Source organism: Mesorhizobium sp. M0074 (genome assembly GCF_040322975.1).
Classification (GTDB): Bacteria; Pseudomonadota; Alphaproteobacteria; order Rhizobiales; family Rhizobiaceae; genus Mesorhizobium.
The window spans coordinates 1-12,662 of the sequence record NZ_JAMYUM010000052.1 but is presented as its reverse complement, the minus strand read 5'-3'; the positions used below and the strand labels follow the sequence as shown (position 1 = coordinate 12,662).

The window sequence follows — 12,662 nt, the reverse complement described above, 5'->3', positions numbered from 1 at the left end:
AAGCGAGTGACCCGCGGGGCGACATGGTCCGGAAAAATATCAGGAGGAGCTTGACCTCAACGACCCCAATCAGAGAAGCCTGCTAACTCTAGCTCCAAGGCCTCGGCAGCAGTCCAAGATGGCTGCCGGCATCGACAACAGTGATCTGACCCGTAATGTTTGACGCCTCCATCAGAAAGAACAGTGCAGCCTCGGACATTTGTTCCGGGGTGCCCGCCTGACGTAGAAGCGTTCGTTGTTCCTCGTCTTGTTTCATCTTATTATATTCACCTTCGCCGACGACATTCGGCATCCAACGGGTCTGGATGAGGCCGGGAGAAATGGTATTCACCCGAACGGCAGGGCTCAGCCAGCGTGCAAGCATGGGGGTAAGAGTATTTAGCGCACCCTTAGACAGCACATAGGGCAGTGAGCTACCTTTGCCGGTAAGAGTGGCACTGCTAGACACATTCACGATCGCGCCGCGTTCTTTGCTTTCCTCCCATTGTTTTCTCATGGCCGGAAACACAGCACGGCTCATCATGAAAGCGCCTGTGGTGTTCACGCGAAATATGCGGTCGAAGTCCTCCGGTGTGACGTCTTCGAGGTCGCCGGCTTTTTGGAACTTTGTGGTGGCAGCGTTATTGATTAGGCCGTCGATGCGCCCCCATTCGCTCAGGGTCTCGGCAGCCAATTTGCGGCAGTCTGCATCCTGCCCCACGTCGGCTTGCACAACGATGGCTTCAACACCTTGCGCTTTGACTTTGCCATAAGTCTCGTCGGCTTCCTTCTTGCTTCGGCTATAATTTATCGTGACGTTCCAGCCCCGCGTAGCGAGGTCGATGGCACAGGTCGCGCCCATACCCGTTGCCGATCCTGTCACAATTGCTACTTTGGCCATGGTGTCTTCTTTCGCTTCAGACATTTGATGGGAATCGGGACGCGCAAACGGCTGTGGCGCACCAGGCATAAACATCGCAACACCGAATTTGCGAGCAGTCTGCATCTGAGTCCCGCCTTTCACGACAGCCCCTCGGGCTCGAATTTGAGGTCCCTTGCGCGAGCTCTCTCGGCGGGTCACATGTCAGTTTATTCGGGAGCCATGATCTCAGGCGGTACGACTGCAGGCCCTGCAGTTGGTTTAGACCGCCGGCTGGTCTGAGCTGACGGTATTTTCCTGGCTGAAGCTGCTTTGAATCGTGGCGATCTGGGCGCACGCCTGACATTGTAACTCCTTTCCTGGATTTAAGGTGATTTGTCATTATATATTGGAATAACCCAGTCTAATAGCGAAACGCCGTACAAATTGTTACAAAGAAATTATTTATTCAGACTTTATTGCTACAAACCTGATGAAATTGTTTCACGATATGTAAATCGAGCAAATCGTTACCTTCGAGGCATTGTGGCTGATCAAGTTCGACCCGTCTTCAATCCCTGCATTCCAGCCCGCCGCTTGCGCGGCGAGAAGATCCTCTTTCCCGGGCGTATCCGTCGCGGCATCGGCAAGGGCGACGTCCTGTGGAGCGAGATCGATCATTACCGCGTGCTCCCGGGCCGGATCTCGAATATGGGCAATAGATATATATCCGACGATTGCTTCACCTCGGCGCCATGGCACAGATCATGCTCAGACGTAGGCTCAAGCGCGAGCCGGGGTCGGATCGGCTATAGAGGCCATCGCCGAAGCCGCGACACGTCCGACGATGCGATTTGTCGAGCTGAAGACGGCGGAGCAGCTGGACATCCAGTCGCTGCATCGGGTTCGTTCAAGGCTGGTGGGGGCGCGACGCTGACCAAACCAGTTGCGTGCCATTCTGCTGGAGCGCGGCATGACTATCGCACAGGGGTGCCGCAAGCTCGAGCAGGCTGTGGAGGTATTGCTCGCCGATCCGGACTTCATGACCGGCCGCATCCGCCGCCTGCTCGCGGAGATGCGGAGGAATGCTTGATCTCGACTGCCGTATTGAAGCTTTGGATCGGGAGTTCGTCGAACTGGCCCGCAACGATGCAGCCGCTCGGCGCCTGACGTCGATCCCCGGTATCGGTGTTCTCAATGCCACCGCTCTCGTGGCCGCTGTAGGGGACGGCACGACCTTCGCAAGAGCCCGTGATCTCGGCGCATGGCTGGGGGGTGCCCGGACAACACACAACAGGTGGCAAACCCAGGCTGCGCATTTCGCTGATCGTGAGCAGGCATTCCACACGATGGTGAGCGCTCTTTCATTTGATCGTGAGCAGGGATTTCACGCGATCATAAGTGGCCGCTTCGACCGACCTGTTCATTGATTCAGGTGTTTGTGGCTTCGTCAAGAGCGTGGGCGCGAGGGCTGTGTTTTCGCATGCTCTCCGGTGAGTTGAAGGCGGTGAGCGTTGTGAACGAGGCGATCCAGTATCGCATCACCGAGGGTGGGATTGCCGATGACGTCGTGCCACGTTGCACGGGGATTTGGCTTGGCGATGGCAATCAGCCAACACGGCGTATACGTTGATGCAGACCTGCCGCGATCAGAAATCAACCGACGGGCGGACCATACGTTTTTGACCGTCCAGCCGCGACGGTCGAGGATAGCCAGACCGTGGACAGTGCTACCCGCACGCCGCGCTCGGCAGCAAGGCGCTCGCCGATCTCGGCAAGCGTGATGTCCAGCGCGTCCTCGATGAGGCAATGAAGGACGATACCAACTCCCGGCCGTCGAAATCCCGATCCGGAAGCGACGCGCCGCCTCCGCGCCGAACCCCGTCGTCAATGGCCGCTATCACGCGCCGCGAAGGCCCGCGCTCAGGCTCCTCGTCATCATCACCTCCTCGCAAATCGCCGGGCCAGTGAATTCAGACAAGACCTATCGCGTGAAGGTGCCCAGTTTCCCGCACCCCGCGCAGGTTCTCCAGCCGGCACATCGTCGACTGGGAGGCCAGATCCCGACCCGAAGGCAGCGCGTCCTGGGCCATCTTGAAGATCGGATCGGAACGCAGCCGCTTGGCGTCGTTGCCATCCTCATAACCGGCGGCAACCATCTTCATGCGGAAGCCGATCATGTCCGTCACGCTATGGATGCGGGCAGCGCGGATATCGATCCAGCGCGCCAGACGGTCAGCCACCCGCAGGCGCTTTTCCTCCTCGGCCAGAGGAGAACCCCATTGTTGGACGACAGCATGCCGCCGTCGAAACGCGCGACGACTTTCCGCGAACAATGACAAACCGGTCAGCGGCAGCGTAGGATCATTCTTGACGGGTGTGCTCTCCGGGAAATGGCGCGGATCGGCGTAAGCTACCAAATCCTACGTCATTTCCACGGCTTGCACCACATCGGCCAACCCCCCATGAATTTTTTAAGCTGGCTGTGGTTGGCCGTCCAATTGCGATGGCAAGGTGCGCATGATGATCTGTTGGGGAAAATGCGACGCTATATGCCCTACTAACTGCCTGCGGATTGGGAGCGCATTAAGATAATAAGGCAGGCCACCAAATTGCACGGTCTGCTCATCCCAGCCCGCGTGAAACGTTCGCGGGTCTTGCCCGAGACCATGACCTGCGCATTTCAGTATAGCCTCTTTTCTGGTCCACAGCTCTAGGAATTTTCTCGCAGGCTGGCGCGAAACGCCTTCGAAAATCCTGACTTCTTGGTCAGTCATAATGTGGCGGGCCAATTGGCGGCAATTTGCCAAGGGGCGCCAACGCTCAATATCTATCCCGATCAAGCCCATGGCTGACACGGCGACGGCGGACCAATCCTGGCTGTGAGACTGGCTCACCTCAATATCGCTCGCCGGCAATCGAGGCTTGCCGAAGCGCGAAGCAGTGATCTGGAGTTCTCGCGCCGGAACATGCAAGTGCGCAGCAAGGATGGTCCGAAAAGCAAACTTTGCTTGAAGATATGAAAGCCGCAGATTTGAGGGACGGATTTTTTCTGCTCTTTCCCGCTCAGTTTGGCTTAGAACTTCACGCATGTATAACATTGGGGTCATCAGCCGTGAATGCTGGAAAACCCAAACATCGATTGTACCGCGCTGCGATCGCATGCGTCACCGCCTATGGCTCGCCCACCACATATCCTTGCCTGATCAGCGCGATGGTAAAGTGCCTTCCTCTATTTGCGCCTCCACAGCGCCGTCAATGGGGCGGGTCGTCACTGATGTGCGGGAGATTATACACGACCCGGACCACGATGGGTAAATATATATTGGGATAATTGGCGTTCATTAAAACATATTTCTCATATTGTCTCCTTTAATTTCTTAACAATGCAATATCTCATTTGTATTCTTAGAACTTTTATTGCAATATTTATCAAAACGTTAATATTGTTTTCGAAAAAAACCGGTATCGTTCTCCGCACAATAGGAAGTTGTTGGGGAAAGCAATGGATTCGATCACGCATCCGCTCTCGCATGGCCAATTGGGTCTCTGGCTACATCATCAAAGAAGACCCACGGGTAGCGAATACAACCTGCCAGTCGAACTGCGCATTAAGGCACCGTTCGACATTGATGCCTTGCGGCGCGCGCTCCAATCATTGATCGACCGCCATGAAATGCTGCGCACGACCTTCCACCAAGAGGGCGAGCACGTCGTTCAACGCATTTATCGGACAGCCTGTCTAAGCTTTCATGTCGTTCGGCTGCCAGGAGTCGAAGAGGTGGAGTTACATCAATCTATCGCGGCAGAGGCCCGCTCGCCTTTCGATCTGGAACATGGGCCGGTGTTTCGCGCTCACCTGTTCATCAGTGCCACGGAAGAGGTTCTCCTTCTCAACTTCCATCACATCATATCCGACGGCTACAGCATTCGTACATTCCTGCACGAGTTCGGAAGGCTCTACCAGGCGTGCTGCGGCGATACGGACATGCCGGGTCTGACGACGGCAGCTCCTTATAGAGACTTCGTTGCCTGGCAAGATCGACTCCTTGCCGGTGACGATGGAGAAGGGATGTGGGCCTACTGGCGCAGCCAGTTTGTTGATCACGAACCTGACCTCGCCCTTCCGGCCGACAGACCACGAGAAGCGCTTGCCACGCACACCGGGTCAGTTGTCTCGCTGGATTTTGAGATGCCGCTGATCGCGCGCTTGGAGCAACTGGCACACAAACAAAAGGTAACGCTGGCCACCGTCCTGCTTGCTGCATATTACGTCCTGCTGCATCGTTATGGCGAGCAGGACGACATCACCCTCTATGTCCCACGCCTCGGTCGTCCGGCAGGAAATTTCTCAGGAACCTTCGGGTACTTTGTGACCTTGGCAGCGTTACGTCAGGATCTTTCCGGAAATCCCACTTTCCTCGACCATTTGCAGCAGGTCCGTCATGTGATGCGATGCGCGCGCAGTCACGAGTATTTCCCTCTTCCCCTACTGTTGGAGAAGCTCAAGCTCCCTCCCGCACCTGATCGCAATCCGCTCGCGCAAGCAGTCTTCAACTTCACTCCGGAGGCGGTGAGTTCTCTTGGCTTCACCCCATGCGACGTCGACCTGTCCGGCTTGCCTGCACAAATCCGACTTTGCGAGATCGATGTCTGGATCGATCTTGATTTTCGTATCCTCGCCGGCAAAGACAGCGTCCGCCTTAACACCGTATATAATGCGGATTTGTGGGATCGCAGCAGCATCGAGCGGCTGGCGAAGCACTATTGTTTGCTGCTTGAGGCGATTGCAGATGCGCCAGGGCGAGAGATAGGCAGTTATAATCTTCTCAGCCCAGAAGAAGAGCATCAGATTCTGCACGGTTGGAACGAGACAGCGGCACCTTTTCCGTCCGACTATTGCCTGCACAATCTGATCGAATCACAGGCCGCCACTTACCCAGACAATATCGCTGTCAGCTGCCCCTTGGAGTCGCTCAGCTACGCTGGCCTTGAGCAAAGGGCAAACAGGCTTGCCCGTCATCTGATTTCAAGAGGTGTCAGCCATGGAAACGTGGTCGGCGTTCTCGTTGAGCGGTCGTGCGATCTCATTGTTGGCTTTCTAGCAGTCTTGAAGGCGGGGGGCGTCTATCTTCCTCTCGATCCGCAACTGCCAGCCCGGCGCCTGCGCTTCATGATGCAGGACGCTGACGCCACTGCGGTCATCAGCAGAACGGAGTTCAAAGAGCAGACGTTCGAGAAGACCCTCTCAGCGCTTAACATTGAAGATGCGAATGGACGCGCGGTGATTCTCCTCGACAAGCACCACGCTGAGATTGCTCTGCATGAAGCCGCGCCTCCGCATTGCTCCGCCGGTCCCTCCGATCTGGCTTACGTGATCTATACGTCTGGTTCCACGGGTCAGCCGAAAGGCGTGATGATTGAACATCGCAGCGCCTGCAACATGGCGGAGGATCTAAGACGCACTTATCAGGTGGGGTCGGATAGCCGGGTATTGCAATTCGCTTCCTGCGGATTTGATGCATCTCTATTTGATTTCATGTTGGCTTTATCTTCTGGTGGGCGATTGTGCCTGGCGCCCCTATCAGCGTCGCTGCCTGGAGCAGAGCTTGTCGAGTTCATGCGCCGAGAGCGCATTACCGCTGCCGGTCTTACCCCCACAGCGTGGAGCACCTTGCCGTCGACGGACCTTCCTGATCTCACCATAGTCAAGTCAGGTGGTGAGCCTTTGCCTTCGAGCCTCGTTGAACGATGGGGTGAGAAGCGCCGCGTCTTCAATTCCTATGGCCCGACCGAAACGACCGTTTATAGCATAAGGACCGAGGTGAAACCCGATGGGCGAAAGCCGCCAATCGGGCGTCCTGCCATCAATACCAAGGTTTACATTCTCGATCGTTACGGAAATCCGGCGCCGATCGGCGCAATCGGTGAGCTTTACATCGGGGGCGTCGGCATAGCCCGCGGCTACATCAATCGCGATAAACTCACGGGCGAGCTTTTCCAGCCAAACCCGTTTGATGATGAGCCGCAGTCCAGGATCTATAGGACTGGAGATCGGGCCCGGTATCGGTCAGATGGCAGGATTGAGTTCCTAGGCCGGAAGGACGGACAGATCAAGATCCGCGGCATGCGGGTCGAGCTTGCCGAAATCGAGCAGTGCCTGATGGAGCACGAAAACGTCAAGGCATGCTGCGTCACGCTGACAGACCGTCCCGATGAAAATGCGAGCCTGACAGCGTATGTGGTGACGCAACGGGAGATTTCGGAGAATACCGATGAACTTCAGGCTTTTCTGAGTGCCGCACTGCCGAACTACATGATTCCCTCACAGTTTGTCTTCCTCCCGCAGCTACCGACCAATCGCAGCGGCAAGATCGATCGGCGCTCTCTTCCCAAGCCGAGAGTCGCCTCGAAGTTAAAGCCCACAGCTTTACCGACCGACAGACTGCAGACGGAACTGACTGAGATCTGGAAGGACGTGTTGAAGCTGGACTCCGTCAGCGTTGAGGACAATTTCTTCGATGTTGGCGGACATTCCTTGGCCATCGTTCAGGTTCAGGCGCGCATCCATGATCGTTTGGGCATTGATTGCAAGATTCTGGATCTTTTCAAGCATACCACCATAAGAGCGCTCGCTGCGCACTTGAACGCCATTCCAGCTGCTCTTGACCCCGTTGAAGATTTAAAGAACCCAATCGGCTTTGCGGGAAACGGGAACGAGCCCAAACAGGATGGCAATGCTGTTGCGATCATCGGTATGGCGGGCAGGTTCCCGGGGGCGGAGAATGTCGATCAATTCTGGAGCAATCTGGTCGATGGCATAGAGTCCATCGCAGATCTGGATGAACAGACGTTGCGAAAAGCGGGCATCGATCCCGGCACTTTGGGCAAGCCTAATTATGTAAGGCGCGAAGCCGTTATCAGCGGAGTTGATCTGTTTGACGCAGCGTTTTTCAGCATCTCGCCTAAGGAAGCAGCGTGGACGGACCCGCAACAGCGAATCCTGCTGGAAACGGCGTATCAGGCGCTAGACCATGCGGGATACGGATCTCGCGAGACAGAAGGTGGCCGTGTCGGTGTCTTTGCCGGCGTGGGGGCCAACCACTATCTCGCTGACCGCGAAGCGGGCCGCAGCCTGCTGGATTCGGAGAAGATGCAGATTCGCATTCTCAATGGCTGCGATTTCACGGCTACGCGCATTGCCTACAAGCTCAACTTGACCGGCCCCTGCGTCTCAGTTCAGACGGCCTGCTCCACTTCGCTAGTTGCTGTCCACCTCGCTTGCCAGAGCCTGCGCAGCAATGAGTGCGACGTGGCGCTGGCAGGCGGTGCATCGATTTCTCTGCCGCACGGAAAAGGCTATCTCCATCAACAGGGCCACATCTTATCCCCTGACGGCCGCTGCCGTGCGTTCGATGCTAAAGCACAAGGAACGGTGAGAGGCAGCGGAGCCGCGCTCGTCGTTCTCAAGCGGTTGAGCGATGCCTGTAGAGACGGAGATTATATCTGGGCGGTCATAAAGGGGACCGCCATCAACAATGACGGCGCCGCCAAGGTAGGCTTCACCGCCCCCAGCGCCGACGGACAAGCTGCAGTTATTCAAGCTGCCCTCACCGATGCTGACGTCCCAGCGGATACGATTGGCTACGTGGAGGCGCATGGTACGGGAACCTATCTTGGAGACCCCATCGAAATCTCCGGCCTGAGCAAGGCCTTCCGTTCCCAGACCGCAAGAAAACAATTCTGCGCAATAGGCTCGGTAAAAACAAATATTGGCCATCTTGACGCCGCAGCGGGTGTAACGGGATTGATCAAGGTCGCCACAATGCTGAACAAGGGCGTCATTCCCGCTAGTCTACATTTCGATGCACCCAACCCAAATATCGACTTTCAAGAGAGCCCGGTACGGGTAAACAAGACCCGCACCGCTTGGCCCAAAGGTGATGCGCCAAGACGCGGCGGGGTTAGCTCATTTGGCATTGGTGGCACGAACGCGCACGCGATTCTCGAGGAGGCTCCGCCGCGAACCGGTAAGCAGGCCAGTCGTAGGCCGCACGTCTTTCCGGTATCGGCGGCAAGCAGATCGGCAATGACCGAAATGCTCCGGCAACTGGCCGGCTTTATGCGCCGAAGCGATATTGAGCATAGAGCAGCAAATATCGCATACACGCTGCAGAAGGGTCGAGCCGCTCTCAGATATCGCACAAGTTTCGTGTGCTCCGATCCCGTGGAAATAGCCGACCAACTCGATCAGGCGGCGCTGCAGGCGAGCGCGATGCGAGAGGTGTCAAGCAGTGAACCCGGGATCGTGTTCATGTTCTCCGGCCAGGGCGGGCAGCAGATTGGAATGGGTCGGGAGCTATATGAAGAAGAGCCGGTATTCCGCAGCGCCATCGACGAATGCGCAAAGTGGCTTAACGAGTTCGCACATATTGATTTCCGCGCGTGGCTCTACAGGGAAGGCAAATCCGGTGGCGAGTTTGAGCCCCAGTTGGAAGCCGTCATGCAGCCCGTCATCTTCGCCACGCAATATGCAATGGCGAAGCTCTTCATCTCGTGGGGCATTTACCCTGCAGCTGTGATCGGCCACAGCATCGGAGAATATGCAGCCGCTCATATTGCAGGGATCATCTCGCTACCCGATGCCATCCGACTGACACTGAAAAGGGGGCAGTTAACGTCGCATGTGCCTGCCGGCGGGATTGTTGCAGTCCATCTGTCGCCGCAAGAACTCCAGCCATATTTGAATGAACGCCTGTCATTGGCGGCCATCAACGGGCCGCGTCGGTGCGTCGTTTCGGGGGCCGCATCGGAGATCGTGGCGTTTCAAAAGCAATTGGAGGCTGTATCCATTGCGAGCAAACGAATACATGCAAGTCATGCCGTGCATTCATCCATGCTCGACCCAATCCTGCCGGAGTTTAGGATTCATGCCGAACAAGTCGAGTTGCAGGCGCCGCAAATACCCTTCATGTCGACGGTGCTCGGCGACTGGCTTGAGGCGGACGTGCCGCCGGATGGCAGCTATTGGGTCCGCAATCTGCGCGAGACGGTGCAGTTTCATCTGGCTTTCGATCGCCTGATGCAATCGGGCGATCATTTATTCGTTGAGATGGGGCCTGGCGCAGCCCTGACCAGACATTCCAAACAGTTCAAGTCAAAGAGCGACCTGCGTAGCCCCATCGGCTTTCCAGCCATGCCAGGAGACGATCATGGGGAAGAAGGCGATCACGCGAGACTGTTGCAGATGCTGGGCAAGCTTTGGACCTGCGGCGCTCGCATAGATTGGTCGGGCCTGCATGACCAGAAGCTCCCGCAGCGCACCCCCCTCCCGCCTTATGCGTTTGACCGGAAGCATTATTGGCTCGATGCGGACGCCGCCAAGGAGCCGGGACAGAATGCCGATTTGGATCAACCTGATACTGCGGCGCTATCGGTCGCTCGGCCGGCTGGCAACGAAGAAGCGCGCAGTCCGACCGTCGTTGAGATGTCAGACCAGGCAGCTTTGGACCGGGCAGCTTTGGACCGCCAAATTGCGGAAGTCTATCGGGACATTTTGGGTTTGGATGACGTTGCCCTGACCGACAGCTTTTTTGATCTTGGAGGCGATTCATTGAGTGCCTTGAGCGTTATCGATCGCATCGAGCAGCTCACGGGAGAGAGATTGGCCGTCTCTCGGCTGTTGGAACAGCAGACACCGAGAGAACTCGCGATGGTCCTCTCGAAGACCCGCGGACGCGCGCGTCCGAGCGCATTGGTGCCGATCCAAACCGGCGGTTCGTGGGCGCCTCTTTTTTGCCCACACCCCTTTGGCGGGCATGTGCTCTTCTATACGCCTCTTGCTGAAGCACTGGGCGCGAAGCAGCCACTCTTCGGTCTCCAGGCACGCGGTCTAAACGGCGAGGCAAGGCCTCACCTGAGCATTCCGGAGATGGCGCGGGAATATGTTGAGGCCATCAAAAGCGTTCAGCCACGCGGCCCTTACCAGCTCGCCGGCTTGTCCATGGGCGGCAGCATTGCTTGGGAAATGGCCTGTCAATTGCGCGACGCTGGTGACGAGGTAGCAATCCTTGCGCTGCTCGATGCTAAAGCGCTCCACAAGCATGAAGAGGTCGCAAGCGGCCGGTATCATCAGCTGGTCGGCAACAGCCCCATTCCTGATTGGCTAAGCGAGCAAGCGATCATAATGAGCGTCCTTTTTCCCGCGCTCAAAAAACATTGGCGAAAGCTGAAATCCATGAAACGTGAGCGTCAGGTGATGGCCTTATTCGATTTCGGAAGGCAAGCTGGCCATGTCCCAAACATGAGCGACACACAGCTCGACCATATCCTGACGATTGCCGAGGCCAATAGAATTGCGCTGCGTGATTATACGCCTCGGCCCAACGACAGCAGGGCCATTCTTTTTGCGGCCAAGAATGGCCTGCGCGTGTCCTCCAGTCAACCTGATGGCGATCTTGGGTGGAAGCAGTTCGCGCGGGGCCGCCTGGAAATTCACGAGGTTCCAGGTGACCATTACACGATGGTCGCTCCGCCGCATGTGAGCGTCCTTGCCAAGAAACTTGCTAACTATCTCGATCGAAACGACTAACATGGCCCCAGCAGCCCACCGGGTTATGGTCGAGTAGCTGATCGCAGTGAATTGCGATGAGTTCCTGCAACTGCTCGATGCCGAAGTCGGTGAAGGCAACGTCGCCCGGACCGTCGCGGCAGACTTCATCGATGTGCATATCAGGCGGCCGCGGCGTCGAGGCCCTCGCGGCGCCACTTCCAAGGGGGGAGTTCGTCGATCCCCCTGTACTGGCTGGGCTGCGATGCGCGCCAGGATATCGGCGAGCCAGGCGCGCGGGTTGTCAAAGAAGCGGTAGGACGCCCTCGCCGCCGCCCAGTCGCCGCAGGCCGCCGGGATTGGCTTGCCCGGCGCAGCTGACATCTGATCCAGCAACCGTCGCAACCGACGGGCCAAACCGCTTGTCGGGAAGGGCCGCCGTAGAAAGCTCTTCCTCCTGCCAAGCGGCTTCGCTGCTGCTGGTCTTGTCTCGCATCCGAGACCCCTCCGTGATTCGGCGCCACAGACAGAATCACGGCAGATTCATACGCGGCGATAGGCCCGCCCACGATGTGGGTAATTGAAAGCCTCGCCGGTGGCGTACGCCACAGAAGGTCCAGGTGGTTCTCGGTGCCTGTGATCAGGCACGGCAATGGGACGGGAAAATGGGTTCTGTTGGCGCTGGCGAAGAACTCGGTGCCCGGATTGAGCCCCGCCATATAATTCGCGAAGAAGGACCTCGAAATTGTTGCCTCTGAAGGTGCCGCTATGTTCTCCGGGATTCCAAATGTCCAGGTCGGGGCGGATCAGAACGATGGAGAACGGACTGCCTGAACCGCTTAGGGACTTCGAAAGGCATACAATGTCGGGGTCGATCTTCGCGAACTCGAATGAGAAAAATCGCCCGTTCGTCCCGCACCTGCCTGAATGTCATCGACGATCAAGAGGACGCCGTGCGTACGGCAAATGCGCTGAATTTCTGTGAGCCATGCTGCAGATGCAGTGTTCAGGCCGCCTTCTGCCTGGATAGTCTCCAGAATGATTGCGGCTGGCTTTTCTATGCCGCTCCCCGGGTCGCCTAAAACATAGTCGATGTAGCTAGCGGAATCGAAAGCTTGCGTGGGGTAGCCGTCGTAGGGGACACGGATCACATCATGGCGAGCAACGCCGCCCAGTTCCCTGGTTGACGCCGAACCCGACACCGCCAGGGAGCCGAGCGACATGCCGTGGAACGCATTTGTGAAGGCCATGACGCTCGAGCGGCCGGTATATTTT

Annotated in this window: 5 protein-coding genes and 3 pseudogenes; 2 read left to right on the top strand and 6 right to left on the bottom strand. The window is 57.1% G+C overall.

Annotated elements, in window-relative coordinates:
- Positions 1–88: 88 nt before the first annotated feature.
- Both NKJ73_RS33520 and NKJ73_RS33515 read right to left on the bottom strand, forming a co-directional pair.
- Positions 89–985 carry an SDR family NAD(P)-dependent oxidoreductase gene (locus tag NKJ73_RS33520; protein WP_352572615.1) on the bottom strand — a complete coding sequence of 299 codons (897 nt, stop codon included), beginning with the start codon at positions 983–985 and terminating at the stop codon, positions 89–91.
- Between the two features lie 357 nt (positions 986–1,342).
- A complete protein-coding gene (locus NKJ73_RS33515; protein WP_352572617.1) occupies positions 1,343–1,519 on the bottom strand; it encodes a hypothetical protein in 177 nt (58 codons plus the stop codon).
- A 133-nt stretch (positions 1,520–1,652) separates the two neighbouring features.
- Between NKJ73_RS33515 and NKJ73_RS33510 the strand changes: the two are divergent.
- Positions 1,653–2,152: pseudogene (locus tag NKJ73_RS33510) on the top strand (transposase); the annotation flags it as partial.
- A 136-nt stretch (positions 2,153–2,288) separates the two neighbouring features.
- On the opposite strand, the gene NKJ73_RS34445 reads toward NKJ73_RS33510, so the two are convergent.
- From NKJ73_RS34445 to NKJ73_RS33495, 3 genes and pseudogenes are all read right to left on the bottom strand, one after another.
- Entirely contained in the window at positions 2,289–2,498 is a 210-nt protein-coding gene (locus NKJ73_RS34445; RefSeq protein WP_502905425.1) for an ATP-binding protein, read from the bottom strand.
- Between the two features lie 349 nt (positions 2,499–2,847).
- Positions 2,848–3,258: pseudogene (locus NKJ73_RS33500) on the bottom strand (transposase); the annotation flags it as partial.
- Between the two features lie 54 nt (positions 3,259–3,312).
- A complete protein-coding gene (locus NKJ73_RS33495) occupies positions 3,313–4,002 on the bottom strand; it encodes a 4'-phosphopantetheinyl transferase family protein (RefSeq protein WP_352572613.1) in 690 nt (229 codons plus the stop codon).
- A 341-nt stretch (positions 4,003–4,343) separates the two neighbouring features.
- On the opposite strand from NKJ73_RS33495, the gene NKJ73_RS33490 reads away from it, so the two are divergent.
- The gene (locus tag NKJ73_RS33490) at positions 4,344–11,429 is read left to right on the top strand and encodes a non-ribosomal peptide synthetase/type I polyketide synthase (protein WP_352572612.1); all 7,086 of its coding nucleotides are present in this window, start codon (positions 4,344–4,346) and stop codon (positions 11,427–11,429) included.
- Between the two features lie 699 nt (positions 11,430–12,128).
- Here the strand turns inward: NKJ73_RS33490 and NKJ73_RS33485 are convergent.
- Positions 12,129–12,662, bottom strand: a pseudogene (locus tag NKJ73_RS33485) (aminotransferase class III-fold pyridoxal phosphate-dependent enzyme); the annotation flags it as partial.